The organism is Alteriqipengyuania flavescens, assembly GCF_030406725.1.
GTDB lineage: Bacteria > Pseudomonadota > Alphaproteobacteria > Sphingomonadales > Sphingomonadaceae > Alteriqipengyuania_B > Alteriqipengyuania_B flavescens.
Window position 1 is genome coordinate 1,222,662 of the sequence record NZ_CP129107.1, and the last position, 21,024, is coordinate 1,243,685.

Annotated in this window: 15 protein-coding genes and 1 pseudogene; 12 read left to right on the forward strand and 4 right to left on the reverse strand. The window is 58.1% G+C overall.

Features of this window, described 5'->3' with window-relative positions; all coding sequences use genetic code 11:
- Window positions 1-167 precede the first annotated feature (167 nt).
- From QQW98_RS06345 to QQW98_RS06385, 10 genes and pseudogenes are all read left to right on the forward strand, one after another.
- The gene (locus QQW98_RS06345; RefSeq protein ID WP_290136685.1) at window positions 168-5,090 is read left to right on the forward strand and encodes a DEAD/DEAH box helicase; all 4,923 of its coding nucleotides are present in this window, start codon (window positions 168-170) and stop codon (window positions 5,088-5,090) included.
- Window positions 5,090-5,737 (forward strand): hypothetical protein, encoded by a 648-nt coding sequence (locus tag QQW98_RS06350; RefSeq protein WP_290136686.1) that lies wholly within the window; start codon window positions 5,090-5,092, stop codon window positions 5,735-5,737. The genes QQW98_RS06345 and QQW98_RS06350 overlap by 1 nt, the downstream gene beginning before the upstream one ends.
- Before the next feature lie 48 nt (window positions 5,738-5,785).
- Window positions 5,786-5,992 (forward strand): hypothetical protein, encoded by a 207-nt coding sequence (locus tag QQW98_RS06355; RefSeq protein ID WP_290136687.1) that lies wholly within the window; start codon window positions 5,786-5,788, stop codon window positions 5,990-5,992.
- Window positions 5,992-6,981 (forward strand): hypothetical protein, encoded by a 990-nt coding sequence (locus QQW98_RS06360; RefSeq protein WP_290136688.1) that lies wholly within the window; start codon window positions 5,992-5,994, stop codon window positions 6,979-6,981. The genes QQW98_RS06355 and QQW98_RS06360 overlap by 1 nt, the downstream gene beginning before the upstream one ends.
- Before the next feature lie 20 nt (window positions 6,982-7,001).
- Complete coding sequence (locus QQW98_RS06365; protein WP_290136689.1) at window positions 7,002-9,584, forward strand: DEAD/DEAH box helicase; 2,583 nt, start codon at window positions 7,002-7,004, stop codon at window positions 9,582-9,584.
- A gap of 38 nt (window positions 9,585-9,622) precedes the next feature.
- Entirely contained in the window at window positions 9,623-12,958 is a 3,336-nt protein-coding gene (locus tag QQW98_RS06370) for an AAA domain-containing protein (protein WP_290136690.1), read from the forward strand.
- Between the two features lie 274 nt (window positions 12,959-13,232).
- On the forward strand, window positions 13,233-13,679 hold the full coding sequence (locus QQW98_RS06375; protein WP_290136691.1) for a hypothetical protein: 447 nt from the start codon (window positions 13,233-13,235) through the stop codon (window positions 13,677-13,679).
- 304 nt (window positions 13,680-13,983) lie between these two features.
- Window positions 13,984-14,139, forward strand: a pseudogene (locus QQW98_RS13905) (DUF6538 domain-containing protein); the annotation flags it as partial.
- 686 nt (window positions 14,140-14,825) lie between these two features.
- Window positions 14,826-15,620 (forward strand): 3'-5' exonuclease, encoded by a 795-nt coding sequence (locus QQW98_RS06380; protein WP_290136883.1) that lies wholly within the window; start codon window positions 14,826-14,828, stop codon window positions 15,618-15,620.
- An 85-nt stretch (window positions 15,621-15,705) separates the two neighbouring features.
- The gene (locus QQW98_RS06385) at window positions 15,706-16,185 is read left to right on the forward strand and encodes a 3'-5' exonuclease family protein (RefSeq protein WP_290136692.1); all 480 of its coding nucleotides are present in this window, start codon (window positions 15,706-15,708) and stop codon (window positions 16,183-16,185) included.
- A 170-nt stretch (window positions 16,186-16,355) separates the two neighbouring features.
- Here QQW98_RS06385 and QQW98_RS06390 read toward each other — a convergent pair whose 3' ends face one another.
- Entirely contained in the window at window positions 16,356-16,865 is a 510-nt protein-coding gene (locus QQW98_RS06390; RefSeq protein WP_290137085.1) for a hypothetical protein, read from the reverse strand.
- 65 nt (window positions 16,866-16,930) lie between these two features.
- On the opposite strand from QQW98_RS06390, the gene QQW98_RS06395 reads away from it, so the two are divergent.
- Window positions 16,931-17,125: a DUF1289 domain-containing protein gene (locus tag QQW98_RS06395; RefSeq protein WP_082837365.1), complete on the forward strand. Its 195-nt coding sequence runs from the start codon at window positions 16,931-16,933 to the stop codon at window positions 17,123-17,125.
- Window positions 17,122-17,628, forward strand: coding sequence for a bifunctional adenosylcobinamide kinase/adenosylcobinamide-phosphate guanylyltransferase (gene cobU, locus QQW98_RS06400; RefSeq protein WP_290136694.1), 507 nt, complete (start codon window positions 17,122-17,124; stop codon window positions 17,626-17,628). The genes QQW98_RS06395 and cobU overlap by 4 nt, the downstream gene beginning before the upstream one ends.
- Here the strand turns inward: cobU and cobD are convergent.
- The 3 genes from cobD to QQW98_RS06415 are packed head-to-tail and all read right to left on the reverse strand — an operon-like array spanning window position 17,618 to window position 21,002.
- On the reverse strand, window positions 17,618-18,619 hold the full coding sequence (cobD, locus tag QQW98_RS06405; RefSeq protein ID WP_290136695.1) for a threonine-phosphate decarboxylase CobD: 1,002 nt from the start codon (window positions 18,617-18,619) through the stop codon (window positions 17,618-17,620). The two genes, cobU and cobD, sit on opposite strands and share 11 nt — an antisense overlap.
- A complete protein-coding gene (gene cbiB, locus QQW98_RS06410; protein WP_290137086.1) occupies window positions 18,616-19,545 on the reverse strand; it encodes an adenosylcobinamide-phosphate synthase CbiB in 930 nt (309 codons plus the stop codon). The genes cobD and cbiB overlap by 4 nt, the downstream gene beginning before the upstream one ends.
- Before the next feature lie 14 nt (window positions 19,546-19,559).
- The gene (locus tag QQW98_RS06415) at window positions 19,560-21,002 is read right to left on the reverse strand and encodes a cobyric acid synthase (protein ID WP_290136697.1); all 1,443 of its coding nucleotides are present in this window, start codon (window positions 21,000-21,002) and stop codon (window positions 19,560-19,562) included.
- Window positions 21,003-21,024 lie beyond the last annotated feature (22 nt).

Genomic DNA, 21,024 nt, shown 5'->3' on the forward strand with positions numbered 1-21,024 from the left:
CGGAAAATCTTTCGCGACAGTGGTCGCAAGGGGCTGCGTAGCGTAGCCCCCGCTACGCGAAGCGAAGCAGCCCCTTGCATGATGCACCGACAATCAATCAGATCGTCCCTCATTGTCTTGCGCGGTCGCAGATGGGAGCTAAGCTGGCCGAAAACTCAGGGGGATAGATGGCATCCGCACTTCGTAAGCTGCTCGATCAATACCGCGATGTCGCCCAGACAGAGCGCGAGAAGGGCACATACTTCGAACGGCTTGCGCTGGTCTTTCTCAAGAACGATCCTGGCATGAAGCAGGAATACGAGGATGCCTGGGAATACGGCACCTGGGCAGCCAACCACGGTTTGTCGAAGACTGATAACGGCATCGACGTCGTTGCCAAGATCAGGGGCGAAGACAGCTTCTGCGCCATCCAGTGCAAGTTCTATCGCGAAGGCGGGAACATCCCCAAGGCAGAGGTGGACAAGTTCCTCTCCACACTAGGGGCAATGGGCAGGCATTTTTCACGCGGCTTGATCATCGAGACGACTGGCAGGCCCTTCAGCGCAAATGCGACGGCTTTGTTCGATGATCTGAACGTCACGACCATCGGCTTGGACCGGCTGGAAGAAAGCACCATCAACTGGGAAGCCTACTTCGTCGATGGTGAGATCAAGGTCGATCCGCCGAAGAAGCTTAGGCAGCACCAGGAAGAAGCTCTCCGCGACGTAAAGGCCGGTCTCGCTGAAGCCGATCGCGGCAAGCTGATCATGGCCTGCGGCACCGGTAAGACATTCACTGGCCTCAAGATCGCAGAAGACATGGTCGGCGCTGGCGGCAATGTCCTCGTGTTGTTGCCATCGCTTGCGCTGGTCAACCAGACCATCCGTGAATGGACGATCGACAGCCAGACTCCTCTTCGCTCCTTCGCGGTCTGTTCGGACGCTCAGGTCGGCAAGCGCAAGAAGGGCGGACAAGACGACGTGGCAGAGGTCGAGCTGCATGACCTCGACTATCCTGTCACTACCAATGCCGCCAACCTGGCCAGCCGGTCATCCTACGACGCCAGTGACCGCATGACGGTGGTCTTTTCGACCTACCAGAGCATCCAAGTGATCAGTGAAGCGCAAAAGCTGCACAGCCTTCCCGAGTTCGATCTGATCATCTGCGATGAGGCGCACCGGACGACTGGCGCGACCCTGGCTGGCGAGGACGAGAGCAACTTCGTCAAAGTCCACAACCAGGACTACATCGCTGCTAGGAAGCGCCTCTACATGACAGCAACCCCTCGGGTGTTTGGCGAGGCGGTCAAGGCCAAGGCTAGCGAGGCATCCGCTGAGCTGGCGTCGATGGATGACGAAGCGCTCTATGGCGAGACGCTCTTCACGCGTGGCTTCGGCTGGGCGGTCGAGAACCAGCTGCTGACCGACTACAAGGTCATTGTGCTGGCCGTGGACGAAGAGATGGTAAGCGCCAGCGTGCAGAACCGCCTCAAGGACGCTGACAGCTCACTGGTCCTGGACGACGCCACCAAGATCATCGGATGCTACAAGGCGCTCATCAAGTCTGGTTTGGCCGAGGAGGTGCAAACCGATCCGCAGCCGATGCAGCGGGCACTTGCCTTCTGCAAGGACATCGCCTCGTCAAAGCTGATCCAGACCGAGTTCCGCAACGTCATCGAGGAGTATCTCGCTAGCGACGAGGGGCAGGAGGCGCTGGGCGACGCGACGCTGCTAACCACCGAGTTGCAGCACGTTGACGGCACCATGGGTGCCAAGGAGCGCGCCAACAAGCTCGATTGGCTGAAGGAAACCCACGGCGATGCCATCTGCCGCATACTGAGCAATGCGCGCTGTATGTCTGAAGGCGTGGACGTGCCCGCCCTCGACGCGATCCTTTTCATGCATCCGCGCAAGAGCCAGATCGACGTGGTGCAATCCGTGGGGCGCGTCATGCGCCGCGCGCCTGGCAAGAATATGGGTTACGTCATTCTGCCCATCGGCGTGCCAGCCGGGATGACCCCGGAAGAGGCGCTGGCGGATAACGAGCGTTACCGCGTCGTCTGGCAAATCTTGAACGCTCTGCGATCTCACGACGAGCGGTTCGACGCACAGCTCAACCAAGCCGATCTGGGCGTGGACATCAGCCACAAGATTGAAGTGGTGGCAGTCAGCAACAAGCTTTCCACCCGATCGACCGCCAAGCCCAAAACCGGAATCGGTGATGGCAGCGGCGGTGGCGAGGATGACACGAACGACGGTGACAGCAAGCCGAAGGCTGACAATCCGTTCCAGACCGGCTTCGTGTTCGACGAGTTCTCCCGCGCCATCATGGCGAAGATCGTCAAGAAGTGCGGACGACGTGACTATTGGGAGAACTGGGCGGGCGACATCGCCAAAATTGCCGAAACCCACATCAGCCGCATCAAGGGTATCATCTCAAGAGAAGGAAGCCCCGAAAGGAAAGCATTCGACGCATTCCTCGCTGAAATCCGCGACGACCTGAACCCCGAGGTGAGCGAGGAGGAGGCCATCGAGATGCTGGCCCAGCACCTCATCACGCGCCCGGTCTTCGACGCGTTGTTTGAGAGCTATGACTTCGCTGCCAACAATCCCGTCTCTCGTTCAATGCAAGGCGTGCTGAAGGCCCTCGACGAGCATCGACTGGATAAGGAGGCCGAGAGCCTCGATCGCTTCTATGCGAGTGTTCAGCGGCGTGCTCAGGGCATCGACAATGCCGAGGCCAAGCAGAAGATCGTGGTCGAGCTTTACGACAAGTTTTTCCGCAATGCCTTCCCGCGCATGACCGAGCGGCTGGGGATCGTTTACACCCCGGTCGAGGTGGTGGATTTCATCATCCACTCGGTCAACGAGGTGCTGCAAAGCGAGTTTGGCCAGACGCTGGGTAGCAAAGGCGTCCATATCCTGGACCCGTTCACCGGCACTGGCACCTTCATCACCAGGCTGCTGCAATCCGGCCTCATCAAGCCGGAAGAGCTGGAGCACAAATACAAGCATGAGATTCACGCCAACGAGATCGTGCTGCTCGCTTACTACATCGCAGCGATCAATATTGAGGCAGTCTATCACTCGCAATCCGGGGGCGATTACGCCCCCTTTGAAGGCATTTGCCTGACTGACACATTCCAGATGGGCGAGCAGCAAGCAGACCTGCTTGCAGAGATATTCCCGGTCAACAGCGATCGACGCACCAGGCAAATGGAATTGCCTGTTAGAGTAATTGTTGGGAACCCGCCGTATTCGATTGGTCAGGGAAGCGCCAACGACAACGCGGGAAACGCTTCGTATCAAAAGCTAGATGACAAAATTGAAGCGACTTATGTTGCAAGGTCTAACGCCACCCTGTCTCGGGGACTGTATGATAGCTATGTTCGAGCAATCCGTTGGGCCAGCGACCGGATCGGAGACGCAGGCGTTGTTGGCTACATCTCCGGATCAGGTTTCGCGGAGAAGCCTGCGATGGATGGCCTCCGCAAGACTTTAGCAGAAGAGTTTCTCAGCATTCATGTGCTGAATCTGCGAGGTGACATTCGTAAGAACATGCTGAGCAAAGGCCGCGCTAAAGAAGGTCAGAATGTCTTTGGCAGCGGCAGCATGACGGGCAATGCAATCACAATCTTTGTCAAGAACCCGAGCGGGGCTGAATGCGGGCAAATCTATTATCATGACATTGGGGACGACTTAAGCACGGAAGAGAAGCTCAAGAGAATCGCCCGCTTCAGAAGCATCGAGGGAATAAGGCAAGCAAGGCAGTGGGAACAAATCACGCCTGATGAGCACGGTGATTGGCTCGGGCAGCGAGATCGGAGCTTTGATGCATTCATTCGGATCGGAGATAAGAAGGGGGGCGACCCTGCGATATTCGAGAACTTCTCTCTTGGTGTCGTGAGCAACCGAGATAGCTGGGCCTATAATTTCAGTCGCGATGCTCTTTCCGCAAACATGGGGGCCATGATTGGCTGCTATAATCGTGAGGTCGAGCGTTTCGACGCAGCGCACCCAAACCTTGACCGCAAATCGCGTGGTGATGCGACTGACGACTTTGTCGAAAACGACCCAACCAAAATAAGTTGGACGCGAGGTCTCAAGGGTGAATTGGCGAAGGGAAAGCTCTTTGCATTTGACGATGCTGCGCTGACGCTAAGCCTCTACCGACCATTTACATCGCAATGGCAATACTACGACCGTACTTTCAATGAGATGGTCCTGCAGATGCCTCGCATCTTTCCGTTACAAACGGTGGCGAAAAACCGGGTAATTCAAGCGGCTGGAATCGGTGCGCGCAGTGGGTTCTCAGCATTGATGAGCAATTCAATTCCAGCTCTGGATACAATCGAAAAAGGGCAGTGTTATCCCCGTTTCCTATACGATGAACAGGCGCAAGAATCCGAAGATGACCTGTTCGCCAATGGCGGGGAGGCTGGCCTTAAGCGCCGCGATGCCCTGACCGATGAGGGGGTGGCGCATTTCCAGGCGGCCTATCCGGGCGAGACGATCACCAAAGATGATCTGTTCTATTACGTCTATGGCTTGTTGCATTCGGAGGGGTATCGCAGCCGCTTTTCCGACAACCTCTCCAAGGAACTGCCCCGTATTCCAGCCGTGAAGAAGGCGGTAGACTTCTGGGCCTTCACTGAAGCAGGTAGGACGCTTGGCGATCTTCATTGCGACTACGAGACGGCTGAGCCTTTCCCGGTCACTTTCGCGCAGGGCGCGCTGGAGCTGGCGCACATTCCCGATCCGAAGAAGTTTTTCCGCGTCGAGAAAATGAAGTTCCACAAGGTTCGCAACAAGGATGGCAAGCTGGAGCCGGACAAGACGACCGTCATCTACAACAGCAACATCACCATCACCGGCATCCCGCTTGAAGCCTACGACTACGTCGTCAACGGCAAGGCCGCGCTCGACTGGGTCATGGAGCGTCAGTGCGTGAAGACCGATGCGAAGAGCGGCATCGTAAATGACGCCAACCGCTACGCCATCGAGACAGTCGGTGACCCCGCCTACCCGCTCAAACTCTTCCAGCGCGTCATCACGGTCAGCCTGGAAACGATGAAGATCGTCCGCAACCTGCCTAAGCTGGAGATCGATTGATGGCCGACGTTAGTCTGCATCATGCGAAGGAGGCGCTCGGCTCTTTCGCCGCGCGGTTGTTCCTCGGCTCCATGGCTCTTGTGGTAACGGTTGCTAACCTACCACTCGCCGAGAATCTTCAGTTTGATTTCGAGAAGGCCGCTGTGGTGGCAGGCGCAATAGCGGCTTGGGTTGCTTCTGAATGGGCTTCGCTTCGGACAAACCCCCATCCTCATGATGTCAAACTGCGAAACAAGCTTTACAGCCGCCTTCAGTATGAGTTGGAGTTCCTACGCGACCACGATTTTGGGGGGAGCTTCAACATCGATGATCTCAAAGGCATCCGATACGTCGCGGGGGTTTTCGATGGCGTTCAATACCAATTCCGCGACAAGAAGGTCGAAGAGAGGTGGTCGCCTTTACTAGCGAAAATTCGATCATTCTCGAACTTCGTCGCCCTCAACTCCCACATGTTAACAGGCTCGGCAAAGATTGCCTCCTTCAAGACTGATCAAGATCGAGAGACCGGGATCGTCAGTGAAGCGACCGAGGCTCGAGTCCAACAGGCTAACGAGCAGGCTTCAAGTATCCATCGTGATCTCGAAGCGCTCGAAGACCTATGTCTGAGGAGGATTGGAGCCTTCGAGCCGATAGTGGAAGACCAATGAAATGAGCGAATTGGCATGAAACGAAGCGGGGGCAAAGCGGGGAGGCCAATGGGCACTTGGTCGATCGACCAACTCGAAAACCACGTCACAGCCAACAAGCGCGACAACGAGGAGTTGCAGCTGGTTTTGGGCGAGCTTGGCTACCGCAAGATGCAACGTTCGATGGAACTCAAAGACTTAGTGAAGCGCCTCATCGACAAGAACCGCCGAGCGCAGATCGCTTCCATCGGCCCGCTGTTCAAGGACTTTGACTGATGACGACGGCAGGCGAAGCGCTCGTCGTCAAAGTCCCTGACAGCAAGGACGCTTTCCACCGATTCAGCGCCGACCTTGCAGCATTGCCTGAAGTCCGCAGCGTGGACTTCGATTTTGGAGACGTGGCTTTCGCAACGCCCGGCTGGATGCTGACGATCGGTGCAGCGCTCAGGCAGTTTCGGGAAGATCGCGAGGCCGTCCAACGCAAGGCAATAAACTTCGGCAAGTTGCACTATCCCGCCCATGCAGGCTTCTTCCAGTTCTTTGGAATGAAGTTTGGAAAGCAGGCCGAAGAAGCCAATTCCAACGAGCGCTTCATTCCGATCACGCCTCGTCTGGTCGAGGACATCAGGGGCGAGGCCATCGACCAGATGGAGCATCATGGCGACACCATCCAGCGCGCGAGCGAGGAGATGATTGGCGTGCTGCTGCAAGCGAGCGACACGCCCGCATTCCAGGCACTCTCATACGCGATGCGCGAGATGATCCGGAATGTCGTCGAGCACAGTGGCTCTGTCGATCTTGCCTACGCGGCGCAATATTGGCCGGGCAACGGGCTTGCGGAAGTCGCCATCACCGACCGTGGAATGGGTTTGGCTAAGTCGCTTTCGTCCAACCCCAAGCTGGGAAAGATGGATGACGACCGGGCGCTCGATCTTGCGGTTCAACCGGGCATTTCGTCAAAGACCTGGCGCAAGCAGCGTTCGAAGAGTGTTTGGTCCAACAGCGGTTACGGCCTCTATATGGTCAAGGGATTGTGCATTGCCAGCGGTGGCAGCTTCACGATCTCTTCCGGCTCGATCGCGCGCTCGTGGACGAATCGAGGCGTCGCCTCGTGGCCTACCCAAGTGGTTGGCGCTACTGTTATTCTTAAGCTGAACAGTGATAACCTAGCCGACATTGACAGCGAGCTTGCAAGACTGCGTGGGGAGGCATCAGGCTCCAAGCCATCGCCTGCCTCGATGTCGCCTAATCCAAGGCGCGATTGACGCGCTGCAAGGGGGGATTGATGAGGGTCAGGGAAGCATTTGGCGAGCTGTGCGACAGTGGCAAGCTTACCGTGGTCGAACGGGTCGAGATTCCTGGACGCGAGGAACGGGTTGCTCCGATTCCTGACCCCTATCGGCAAGATGACTTGAGCCACTGGCTTAACGCGAAGTTCGGTCAGGACGAGACAGTTTGGAACCACCAGGCGGTTGCCCTTGAGCAGATCGACGATGGCCAGAATGTCGTTATCGCTACCGGCACCGCATCCGGCAAATCGCTCATCTTCCAGCTGCCGATCATGCGCGAATTGCTCGAAGGCGATGGTGTCGCGATCGTCATCTACCCGCTCAAGGCGCTACTTTCGGACCAGCTTTCGCGCTGGCGGTTGATGGCGCTGGAACTTGGGCTTCCGGCGAATACTGTCGCCGAACTCCACGGCGACATTCGCATGGACGAGCGCCATGATGCCCTGCAGAATGCCCGCATAGTCGCGATTACTCCCGACCTGCTGCAAGCATGGTTTATGCGGCAAGTGTCCGCGCCATTGTTCAAGCAATTTCTCGCCAAGCTCCGGTTCCTCGTGATCGACGAGGCGCACGTCTACGAGTCCGTGTTCGGGAGCAATGTCGCCTATCTGATGCGGCGGTTCCTGATCGCCCGCAACCGTGCCGCGAAAGACCTCAAGTCCCAAGCCAAGTTGCAGATCATTGCCGCTACCGCGACGATCTATAGCCCCGTCGATCACATGGCTTGCTTGACGGGCTGGGAGTTTGTTTCAGTCGATGACGTGGACGACGGTTCACCAAGTCACCCTCGAACTCTTCTCCATATCGACGGTCCGGAAATCGGAGGTCCTGGCGAGTCGATGCTGCAGGACATCATCCAGGAGATCGGGCACGCGACACAAGACAGCTTCATCGCATTTCATAACTCGCGCCAGGGCGTCGAACGCGTCACCAGAGCGATTGATCGCGATGACATCCTGCCATACCGGAGCGGCTACGAAGGCAAGGACCGGGCGCGGATCGAGCAGCAACTTCGAGAGGGCGAGTTGCGAGGAGTGGTGTCTACTTCGGCATTGGAAGTGGGGATCGATGTCAGCGGCTTTACGGTCGGGTTGAACCTCGGCGTTCCGCAGTCGAAGAAGGCATTCCGACAAAGACTGGGCCGAGTTGGCCGCGCGTCTCCAGGCATCTTCGCCGTCGTTGCGCCGCGCCATGCGTTTACCCAGCTCGGTTCGAGTTTTCAGGAGTATTTTGAAGGTTCGGTAGAGCCATCATATCTCTACCTCGACAACCGCTTTATCCAGTTCGCCCATGCAAGATGTCTGATGGACGAGTCAGAACAACTCGGCTTCAGCGATGCGAAAATCCCTCCCGGCGTTCAGTGGCCCGAGTCTTTCGAGAAGGTCTATGAGGCTGCCCGCCCCGGCATCCGCCGACCGAAGGAATTTGAGCTTATTGCCCAGATTGGTGCTGATGCTCCCCACTTCAATTATCCGCTGCGACAGGTGGGTGAACCCAACTACAAGCTCAAGGAAGGGTCGCACTCTGACCCGGAACAGATCGGCGGCATTGCCCTCAATCAAGCCATCCGAGAGGCGTATCCGGGGGCGCTCTATCTCCACCTAAAGCGACCCATGAAAGTCAGCGAGTGGAAGTCCAATTCGTTCGATAGATCAATCCGGTTGTATGATGCCAGCAAGGCCGCTCTGACGCGCCCCATTCTGTATAAGAGCGTCATGGTGGGTGTCTCGTCCGACGAGATCATCGCTGGCAGCATTCTATCCGGCGAACGTGGTCTGCTTGCGGAAGTGAGCTTGCAGGTAAACGAAGCGGTCTTGGGATTTCAGGTTGGCGGCAAGCAATTCCTCTACAAGGAGTTGAGGGCGAAAGACCCAAAGATGACCAAGAAGCAGCGCGAATTTGGAACGACTGGAGTGGTAATCCAAATCAAGGATGAATGGTTCTCAGGCAGTGGTCAGCAAAGGATTGTGCGACAGGCTGTAGCAGATGCGCTTCGCCAAATGATCCTGCGAGAGAAGAGCATCGCGCCAACTGACATAGATGAGGCGCATTCTCACATATCCTACTACCAAGCAGGTGTGCCGAAGCGCGCAACGGATACCATAGTCGTCTATGACAGCATTTACGGCGGCTTGCGTCTCACAGAGCCGTTGTTCCAAGATTTTGATGACTTCTTGGAGAAGCTGCAAAAGGCGGCTGCGATGGCCGGTGGAGACGCGCTGGTGTCCGGCGAGATCATCGAGAAGCTGGTGGACTGGTATGAGAGTCTACAGGAGGGAACCCTCCCTTCACCCCAACAGCTCGCGCCCCCTAACGGTGAATTGGTGGTCTACGAGCCTGGCAGCGTCGTAAGTGTCCGAATGAACGGGACCTTGGTCGAGAGAGAACTCCTCGGCCTCCGGTTTATCGACATGGGCGGCTCCAGCATGTTGGTCTACAAATACAAGAACTCAGATGAAGGCGACTCTTGGGTCCCGCATGATCAAGTTGAGCCAACCGGGCAGGATTGGAAGCAAGTCTTCTGGAATCCGCAGACCGAGACATTCACCGATCCCGAAGAAGATGAGGGAAGTTTCTAAGTTGCTCTCAAGCCTTCATCTGAGTTGGAGATCGATCGATGCCGAACGATCTTGAGCGAGCCATCCTAGAGCTGCTGGAGGGTCGGGATGGGCTGTTGGCCCGCGAAATCGGCGATGCGCTTGGGAAAGATAAGCGTGACATCAATTCGGCTCTTTACGGATCACTCAAAGGACACGTTGTCCAGGATCGACGCTATCGCTGGACGCTTGCGAAGACAGGAGCCTCGCCAGGTCGAGGCAACGATGTCGAAGCAGAAGCCTTTGCCGATACCGATCTATCGAGGCTGTGCCGCTATTACCTCGCGTGCATCGGCTTTGATGAGACAGGCGTGTCTGTTTTCGCGAGCAGCAATTCTGGTCACCTGGACTACACCGAGCTGGAGGACCTGCCGCTTTCCTCTGACGCGTTCGATGACAATCCCGCGGTCAATCGCCTGCTGGGCATGGTCCGAAGGGAGCGAGGGAACAAAGCTCTCTATCTCGGTTACCCGAGCCTACTGAGAAGCCATCGTGCCCGAAGCGGGTGGCAGGGCTATTTTGTCGAGCCGGTCCTCCTCTTCCCGATTGAACAAGAAGAAGGAAGTGGTCGCCCGATCCTCGACCTTTCATTCCCGATCATAAACCAGGCCGCATTCCGCAATCTGACGAATGCTGACCGCGACAGCTTGATGACTGAACTCACTCAACTCGAAGACGAACTCGGCATTTCGGGTGACGGTGATGCGGTCGAGATTGACGATCTCGCCATGCGGCTTTCAGCAATCAGGCCGGAATGGCCCTGGCGTGAAGACATCGAACCGACGGGCCTCGCCACCGATCCTTCGCTGGCCAGCTTAACTGAAGGCGGCATCTACAATCGCGCGGTTCTGCTTATGGCAGATCGATCGCCGTTCACCGCCGGTCTGGAGAGTGAACTCAAGATGCTCGCTGGTCTGCAGGAGTCTTCTTTCGGGCAGACTGCTCTGGGTCAGTGGATCAGTGGCCAAACAAGCGCTGATCAGTGTCCCACGTTTGAAGGTCAACTCATCGAGTTGCTTCCCATGAATCTGGAGCAGCGCGAGGCCGTCCGTTCCGCCCTGTCGAGACCACTCACCGTGATCACTGGGCCACCGGGCACTGGCAAATCACAGGTCGTGACCAATATCCTTGCTAATGCGGCTTGGCATGGAAAGCGGGTTCTCTTTGCATCGAAGAACAACCAGGCTGTCGATGTTGTAGAGACACGGATCAATGCCCTCGGCCCGCGACCAATCCTATTGCGGGTCGGCTCGCAGAAATATCAGACCAAGCTTGCGGAGTTCCTCCTGTCGCTCATGGCGGCGACCATAGGCCGAAATGACAAGGAATCCTTTGAAGAGGAGAAGAGCAGGCTGGATGCGGTAATGGCGCGCCTGGATGCCCTGGATGCAAAGGCTGAGGCGGTCATCGAGGTCCGCAACACTGTTGATGAGCTTGAGAGAAAGGCTGAGGCCGCGCGCGAGGCACTCGGAGTGAGCATCTTCGCCAAGGCCGCAGAGATTGATACGTTCCAACCGCGCGCGACGCTGACGAAATTGCAGGAGTTGGTTGGTCGCGCCGATCGTGCATCCCAAAGCTCAATTGTTAGGCTGCTTTGGTTCCTTTTTCGGTCGGGCAGACTCAAGCAGGTGAACGAGCTTGCGCTGGAAGCCAGCGGGCTAACATCTCGACTGGAATTGTCGACGCTGCCCGTTTCGATCGACGAAGGCAGACTCGAAGATGTCGCGTCATTCTGCAACACGGGATTGCTGAAACTTGGCCATATCGACGAGGCAGCCCGCTACTTTGCATCGTTGAAGAAGCTTCAGGAACAACCACGCCTGGAGCAGCTTGGGGCGGATCGCAAGGTTCAGCTAGAGACCCTCGCAAAGGTCTCGGCATCGCTTTGGAAAATCTGGCTGCGACTACAGCCCGCTCGGTTGTCTGCCCAGGACCGCTCGATGCTGAGCCGGTATAACTCGCTACTGCAAATGGTAATCGACGCTGGCCCCGAGGGTGGTTTGGCCCGCCAGGTTGCTGGTCAATACAAGGGGCTTCATCTGAAGGTTTCGCACCTTCTGCCGTGCTGGGCAGTAACCTCGCTCTCGGCAAAGGGGCGTCTGCCTTTCGAACCAGGCTATTTCGATCTCGTTGTGATCGACGAAGCAAGTCAGTGCGACATCGCTTCCGCTCTCCCACTTCTTTATCGTGCCAAGGCAGCGGTTATCATTGGCGACCCAATGCAGCTTGCGCACATCAGTTCGTTGCCCAGAGGGCAGGATCAGAAACTGCTGGAACGATACGAGCTGGTCGAGGGCTATCCTCAGTGGGCTTACAGCTTCAATTCGCTGTTTTCGCTGGCCGCAGGGCAGGTGGCTGGTGACGAGATTGTCGCGCTCCTCGATCATCATCGCTCGCATTCAGACATCATCAGCTTTTCGAACGATCAATTCTATGAGGAGCGGCTTAGAGTTGCGACAAACTATGACAGCCTGAATTTTCCTCGGCGTGGGGAGCCTGGTGTGCGCTGGGTGGATACGCCGGGCAAGGCGATCAGGCCTTCTTCAGGAGGGGCCATCAATAGCGATGAAGTGAGCGGGATAATCAGGGAACTTCGGAAGCTCGCCATCGAGCAAGATTATCGCGGCACTATCGGCGTGGTTAGTCCGTTTCGCGCTCAAATCAACGCCATCAAGGAAGCAGTCGCAAGGGATCGCGAGTTAGATCATCGGCTTGGTCGAAGCGCATTCTTGGCTGACACGGTTCACAAGTTTCAGGGCGACGAGCGAGACGTAATGTTCTTCTCTCCGGTAGTGTCCAGAGACTCGCCACGTAGTGCGATCGGCTTCCTTAATTCCAACGGCAACCTGTTTAACGTCGCGATCACCCGCGCTCGCGCACAACTGATCGTGGTCGGAGACCTATCTGCGTGCCTGGATTGTGAGATCGACTACCTTGAGAACTTTGCAAAATATTCTGTCGAACTGAGCGCCACTGAAGCGCGGAACGTGGAAGACGCCATTGTATCGGCAGGGGCCGACTATCCCAGTGTTGCGAACCCCGATCAGGTTTCAGACTGGGAGAAGATTCTGTATCGCGCACTGTATGCAGCTGGCATCGCGTCAATTCCGCAATACCAAGTGGAGAAGTTCGCTTTGGACCTATTGGTCACCGACGGGCGGCGGAAGTTGGACGTAGAAGTCGATGGCGAGCGCTATCACAAGAATTGGACCGGCGAACTTTGCAGGAGAGACCAGCTTCGAAACCACCGGCTATTTGAGCTGGGCTTCGATGTGATGCGCTTCTGGGTCTATGAAATCCGAGATGACTTGCCGGGATGCGTTGAGAAGGTCCGGTCTTGGATGGACGGCAGATAGGGCAGCGCTAGATTCGAAGTTGCTTCTTTCATGGGCCTGTCTCGCTGGAAGAGGATTGAACTACGTGTTCCAGCTTCGACAAGTCGGGTGATGGGTTATGGGCGGTTTTGGATCAGGCAGAAGCGGGGGGAAGCCGCTATCGCACGAGGCTCTCAGAATCGATTTCGGCTGGATGCTTCGGGTAGGGAAGGCCGTCCCAGGCAAATTGATGATTGGTTCACTAAGCTGGACATGTCGCGGCGAGGAAAGCGGCAGGATCGGCTATGAGTGCGACATGTGCGACGCCGACGATGCCTCGCTGACCCTCCGATTTCAGACAACCAACCGCCATACCGGCCAGAAGCAAAATCATGTGCAACATGTCCCGCTCACCTACACCTGCCCCAACTTTGGTGGAAAGCGTTGGTGGATGCTTTGTCCTCACAATGGCGAGAGGGTCGGAAAGCTCTTCTGCCCGGCAGGGGCAAAGAAGTTTGCCAGTCGAACGGCATGGGGCATCGCATACCATTCGCAGCGAATCTCACGCGACGACAAGCCGTTCGAAGAACTCTTTAGGCTGCAAGAACAACTTGGCTGTGAACCGGGATGGGAGAGACCCATCCGCCGCCCAAAGGGGATGTGGCGGCGGACATATGCAGCATTTGAGCTGCGCTACTGGGAACTCGACGCGCGATGTGGAGAGATAATGAATCGCAAAATGGCCGCGATAGGCTGGGCCTGATACTAGCTGATGTTCCTCCAAGGCGACTCTCGTGGGGGCATTTTTGGGGGCATAGTTTTGGCCGTCTGATAAAAATATTCGTATAATTAGAATGATGATCAACAGATGCGATGCCTCTTCTGGCACCATTTCTCTCGTAAAGCGTTGAATTTCCGCCTTTTCGGTGGATCCAGTTCGAGCACGGCTCGAGTTGTTCACAGACCTGTTCACACGACCGTTCACAGCGGCTTGTGCGGGGGTGAGGCAATCCGGGTGTGTCCTGCGTGCAGCATCGAGCCGGGCCGCTGAATGGAGCTTTGCACGCATGGCGCCCCACCCGTTCATCTGGCTGCGCGGCCGAACCTACCACTTCCGCCGGAGGTTACCCGCACAAAACGAAGCAAAAAATCCTATAAGTATTTCAATGAAGACCCGTGACCCTGACCGCGCCCAAGTTTTGGCTCGGCGGCTTGCGGCGAGATGGGATGCCGAAACGATGTATATGAGTTCAGTCAATCACCTCACCCTCGACCAGAGGTCGAAGATCTACCGTGACGCCCTTGCCGATGAGCTGGCCTTGGCGACGGCGCACATGCTGGATGGCGTGCCCCTTGACAAGGCGCGTGAAGAGCAAAGGGCCAAGGTGTATGCTGCGGCCTACCACGATGCTTCCGCCCGCATTTCGGCAAATGGCGGGGAAACGGCACCCAGTCCTCTCGCTGAACTTACATCAGCCGAGGCGGATACGGCGCGACTGGCCAAGCGCCTCTTCGTCGATGAACATGACCTTACTCAAGCTGCGCGCGATCTGCTTCAACGATGGGGTCTACCGCTCGCTCCGGGTCTGATCAGGGACGTGATGTTGGCACGGCTGTCTGGCATGATCGAGGCGCAGGGTCGCAGCGCTTTGATTGCGCACCCGAAAGTGGCATCGACGTTCGATGCGGTCAGCAAACTGATCGACGATGAATTTGTAGATAGCCTGAGGGCCACCGCAGCAACTGCTTCCTATCCGGTCACTCCGCAGCCGGCGTCTCATGTTAAAGCGGGGTATGGCCCGGAAAATCCGCCAGCGGTCCATAGGCCGGAAGAAGGAGCGGAAGGGAACTGCTGCGTAACAGCAGCCAATACCGTGTTCTGCAGCGACTGCCACGCGCCTTCGAGGACCTGCCCGACGAGTTGCCGAAAGGCGCACGGCGCGTTGCCCTTCTCGATGTGGAGACGACCGGGCTTGATCCCGAAAACGACGCGATCATCGAACTGTGCCTCAAGCATGTCTCGCTTGGCTCGGACGGGAGCGTGCTGGGTCATTCTAGGCTCTATAGTTGGTGCGAAGATCCGGGCGTGCCGCTTGCGCCCGATATCATCCGCCTGACCGGCTTGCGCGATGAGGATCTCAAGGGCCAGATGATCGACGACAAGGCAGTCATGGCGATCCTCTCACGCTGCGATCTCGTCGTTGCCCATAATGCCGGGTTCGACATCAACTTCCTCGACAAGCGGCTGCCGGACGCGTCGCACCTGCCGTGGGCATGCAGCCTGGCGGAGATCGACTGGACCGCGCTCGGCTATCCCTGCCGCAAGCTCGAGCATCTGGTCCTAGAACATGGCGGCTTCTACGACGCGCACCGGGCGACAAGCGATGTCTGGGCGCTGTTCCAGCTGCTGCAATCGCAGGTCCGCGAGCGCGGCGGTGACCCCGCAGCAGAGAGCAAGACCTACTTCGGTGCCTTGCTCGCAAGCAGCGATGCAGGCTGCGTTCGCGTCAGGGCCCATGGCCTGCCATTCGACGACAAGGCGTTCGTCAAACAGCGTGGCTACAGCTGGGACGCCATGAAACGCGTTTGGTTTAAGGATATGCCCATGGCCGACTACCTTGCGGAAAAGGCGATCTTTGCCGACGCCGGTCATCCAGAACCTACGGGCACCATGCTCGATGCCGTGTCCCGCTACCGGGTCTGACCACCAGCCCCGCAACCAAGCTCCCTATCCTCCCGCCGTTTGCCGTCGATCCCGACCGCAAGCGGCCCAACAGAAAGATAATCCCATGATCAACCTCGAACTTCTCGAGCTGCGCCTGCGCGCCGAGGCCCAGCCCATCCTCGAACGCAACGAACATCGTCAGCGCTACATCGTTTTCGACATCGAATACGCCTACGACCGTGAGGGGCAGCGCCGTGCCGACCTTCATGCTGCGCATGTCGAGGGCGATGCCGGAAACGATAATGCCGATCGTCCTCGCGAAGTCCGGTGGCCGTTCCACCGGATCGTGTGCATCTCGGCGCTGTCGTTCGATGTATCGAATAGTGGCAGCGTCAAAGTGAATGCCTTCGAGACCTGGTCGCGGCCAGAAATGACCGAAGGCGCGATCGTGAAGGCCTTTGCCGGGTTCGTCGAAGAGAGCGATGCGGTGATGCCAGTTACCTGGGGCGGGGAATGCCGGCGTTCCATGCCGGGCGAGCCTGAATGGCGGTGTCAAATCGAGAGTATCCCATGGTTCATCTCCTCGGCCGTGATTGGCCGATGAGAGAACGCCGAGTATGGATGCTTCTGGGCCGCTAGCCGTCGGTCCGCTTTTGATTGGCTTACATGTGAAAGCGGCCGACCGCGTTGTAGTGCAAATCTGCGTCATCCCTGTCGGTCACGGTTTTTGACCAAACTACACCCCTGTGAACCACAATGGCTGTAGCTTCGAGGCTAGGATTTTCGACTATCGAGGTCTTTCTGTCGCCAACCTTCAATTACGCTATGGTCTTTCATCAATTCGTGAATTGCGTGTGCAGAGTAAGTCGAGATGCTTACGGTGTTGGCCCTCCTGAAGCTCACGACCCCGGATGTCTTGAGGCGACCATCCTTGGTCCACCGCAATCTTTCCTGCTTCGTAATGTTGAGCGCCTTGCAGATCTCTTTCGGTGTCACGGCCTTCGTTGCAATCGCGTCTAGAGCGCCAGCGATATCGCCTGTGATCGAGTTCAGTGCCTGTTCGTCGATCTGACTTCCGATTGGAAAACGAACGGTATCGACTTCCCATTTGGCGCCCTGAAGCCCGCTCAGGTATTTCCGCAGCGCCGCACGTGCTTCCCTACGCCGCAGCCAGAGAATAGGAGAGAGGTGCAGAAACGCCTTCCAGTCAAGCGTGGCAACATGATGGCTCTCATCTCGCGTGATGCAGGAGAGAAGGTTTTCGTAGCTGACAAGTCGCTTCATCATTCGCTTACCGCAAAGGTCCGTGCACTTTGCCAGCCCCGCCAGCACGAGTTAGAGCCATTCTCATGCCTGCAACGACCATTGATGACCCGCAATCGCCATGCCAGAAGATATGTCGATTGTCGGCAAATGGAAATGTCTGCACGGGCTGTGGCCGAACGCTCGATGAGATTGCAGAGTGGTCCGAAATGTCGCCTGACCAAAGGCGAGCCGTAATCCAGGCTGCTGAGAGGCGAAGAGTCGAGGGCTTCACTCTATGAGCTTGGTTCATTTGATCCTCGGCGGTGCTCGATCGGGCAAGAGCCGCCACGCTCTTTCGATATGCGGCCGCATGCGGGGGCCGCACAAGTTCATCGCCACCGCGCAGGCGTATGACGATGAAATGACCGAGCGAATCCGTCAGCACCGTGAAGAACGTGCCGATTTCTGGCACACAATCGAGGCACCGATCGAACTCGCTCGAGCGATTACATCGGTCAACGCAGGCACGGTGCTCGTCGATTGCTGCACCTTGTGGCTCTCGAACGTGATGCTTGCCGAACTCGACATCGGAAGGGAAGCCGACGCGCTGGTGGAGAGTATTGCGCGGGCTAATGCAAATGTCGTGCTGGTCAGTAACGAGGTCGGCTCGGGCATTGTCCCGGAAAATCGACTAGGCCGCGATTTCCGCGACGAACAGGGACGGCTGAACCAGCGGCTGGCCGAGATTTCCGACACGGTCGAACTCGTGGTCGCTGGGCTCCCCCTTCGTCTCAAGGGTTGAGCGCTCGTGCAAGCCGTGAAAACGCGATTTTGTCGGCGGGCAAGCCGATGCGGAGGTGATGCGCTTCCCCGACGAACCGGCGCACGGCGATGCCTTGCTCAGCAAGTCGCCGCCAGAGCGCATTTGCGTCAGATCCACGGACGAACCGGAAAAGATCGGTTCCGCCACGGTCTTCCAACGCCGAGGTCGCGAAAAGGGCGTGCATCTCCTGCATTCGCACGGCAAGGTGTCCGCGCGTAGCGGCCTGCCAGTCATGATCAGCATAGGCTGCCGCACCGATATCCAGCGCGGGGCCCGACACATCCCATCCGCCGAGGCGATCTTCGATGCTGCTCAAGATCTCTTGCGTAGCAAGCACGGCACCCAACCGCACACCCGCAAGCCCGAAAAACTTGCCGAAGGATCGCAAGAGGATGAGCCCCTTGCGTCCCGCAAACGGAGCCGCACTTAGCGAAGGATTGAGGTCGGCATACGCCTCGTCGACGATCAGCCAGCCACCACGATGGGCGAGTGTAGCGCGCGCTGTCTCGATGGCTTCGATAGACCAACGATGCCCATCAGGGTTGTTGGGGTTCACGATTACTACGACATCAGCCTCCCCGGCCAATGCCAAGGGATCGGAATGCGTGACCACCTTCGCCCCCGCCAGTCGCCAGCTTTCCGCATGATCGGCATAGCTTCGAGCGCGCACGGCGACTCTTTGAGCACGCAGGATCGACGGCAGCTGGCGGATGACGACTTCCGTCCCGGCGACCGCGCGGCAAAAAGACGGATCGCATCGGAACGACTCCGCCATGGTGGTTTCGCAGAATGCGCGGGCCACCTCGGCCGGTAAGCGCTCCCATGCATCGGGTGCGATCGGGGGCAACGGATAAGGATACGGATTGATGCCGGTCGACAGGTCGATCCATGGCAGTGGCGCCCCGGGAAACGCGCGTGCCATCGCGTCGATCCGTCCGCCATGGCCTGACACGAGGTCGAGATCGGTCATGACACGTTGATCCAGCCCAGGAGCGCCAGGATGATCGCCATGGCGATGACTACCCACCGATAAAGATCCAAGGCGCGGCGGATATCGGCTCCTGATGGCTCTCTTGCTCCCGAATTGAGCCAAGGGTCGTTGCTCGTCGTTTCGCCATAAGTCCGCGGCCCCGACAGTCTGATGCCGAGCGCGCCCGCCATCGCGGACTCCGGCCACCCTGCATTGGGAGAACGGTGCCTGCCGGCGTCCCGAAACATGATTAGTATAGCCTGGCCCGAACCGGCACATAGCGCGAAAAGAATACCCGTCAGGCGTGCGGGGATCAGGTTGGCGAGATCGTCGAGCCGGGCGGCAATCTTACCGAAAGCTTCGTAGCGCGCATTGCGATGGCCGATCATCGAATCGAGCGTGTTGATTGCCTTGTAGGCAAACAGACCCGGCAGGCCGAAAAGCGCACCCCAGAACAAGGGTGCAGTGACGCCATCCGAAGTGTTCTCTGCCAAGCTCTCGATGGCGGCACGGGCGATGGCGGGCTCATCCAGCTCAGCGGTCGCACGTCCAACGATGCGGCTGAGCGAATGCCGCGCAGCCTCGATCCCTGTAGTGTCGAACGCCTCGACGACCGCCGCAACGTGTTCGCGCAGTGAGCGCGCAGCGATCAGGCTGGAGGCGAGGAGGGCAATCAGGGCAAGGCCTAGCCATCCGGCTGGCAGAAGCAGCTGGATGGCCAGACCGATCAAGCCCGCAAGCGCCACTAGAAACAGAGTAACAAGACCGCCCGTCGCGATCCGCGCCGATCTGCTCCGTGATTGGCGATTGCCCAGACGCTCTGTCCGCTCGACCAGCCAGCCGAACCAGCGGACAGGATGCCCAATCCGCTTGTCCACCGCTTCGGGCCAGCCGACCACGGCTTCGATCGCGAGCCCTGCCATCATGATCCATGCCGCGGTCACCGCGCAAGCGCCAGCAAAGCGTCAACGTCGAGGGCCTCCTCGAGCCCTTCGGCTAGTTCGTCCAGCGCTGTGTCAACACCATCTTCGTAGTTGAGCGTGCTGCTCCGGCCGCTACGCAATTTCTCAAGCCAGCGCGAACGGAATGCGTCGCTTGCAAACACACCGTGAAGATAGGTTCCGATCAGACGTCCGCCCGCTGCGACCGCGCCATCAAGGACGCCGTCTTCCAAGCGAGAGAAGGGCTTCTCCAGCGCAGGCCCCTGCGAAAGACCGGTATGAATCTCGTAACCTGTCACCGCGTCAGCATCGGCAATTGTAGTCCCGCTGATGGGGCGGACCACTTTCTTGCGGGTCATCACCGTCGTCATGTCGAACAGGCCCAGACCATCCGCAGTCCCTGCCAATCCATCCGCGGCGTCGGCATCCTCGATCCGATTGCCCAGCATCTGGAAGCCACCGCACAGGCCGACGATGTGCGCGCCTGTGCGCCAGGCGGCGATGATGTCGTAGTCCCACCCCTCGTTCCGCAGCATTGCCAAGTCGGCCAAGGTCGATTTGGTGCCTGCGAGGATGACTGCACCGGCCTCGCGCGGAATGGGCTGGCCGGTAGGAATGAAGCGGACCTCTACATCCGGCTCGGCACGAAGCGGATCGAGATCGTCGAAATTGCTGATCCGCGAAAGCATTGGCACGGCAATCAAAATGGCCCCGTCTTTCGGTTTCGCCTGTCCCAGCACCACAGCGTCTTCAGCGGGCAGCCGCGCAGCACAGGCCAGCCACGGCACGATGCCGAAATTACGCCAGCCGGTGCGGTCTTCGATGAAACGCACGCCATCTTCGAACAGGGCCTGGTCGCCTCGGAAGCGGTTGATGGCGAAGCCTGCGATCATCTCGGCATCCTCGGTGTCGATTACGGCTCGGGTGCCGACGAGCGATGCGATAATCCCGCCGCGATCGATGTCACCAACGAGCACTACGGGAACATCGGTCGCGCGCGCAAAGCCCATATTGGCGATGTCGCCCTTGCGCAGGTTTACCTCCGCCGGGCTGCCCGCGCCCTCGACGATAACGAGTTCGTGCGCCGATCTCAGCCGATCGAATGCCTCGATCACGATGGGAAGCAGACTTCCCCGATTTGCCATATACGCTGCTGCTTCTTCACTGCGCAGCGCCTTGCCGTTCAGGACGACCTGCGCGCGCCGGTCGCCTTCGGGCTTGAGGAGCAAGGGGTTCATGTCGGTCGACGGCTGCAGCCCCGCAGCGCGAGCCTGGAGCGCCTGCGCTCGACCGATTTCGCCTCCACCCGGACAGGCGGCAGCATTGTTCGACATATTCTGCGGCTTGAAGGGTGCCGCGTCGATCCCGCGTCGCTGAGCGATCCGGCAAAGCCCCGCAACCAGCAGCGATTTGCCAACGTCCGAGCCGGTGCCCTGCAGCATGATCGCGCGACCGGTCATCCTG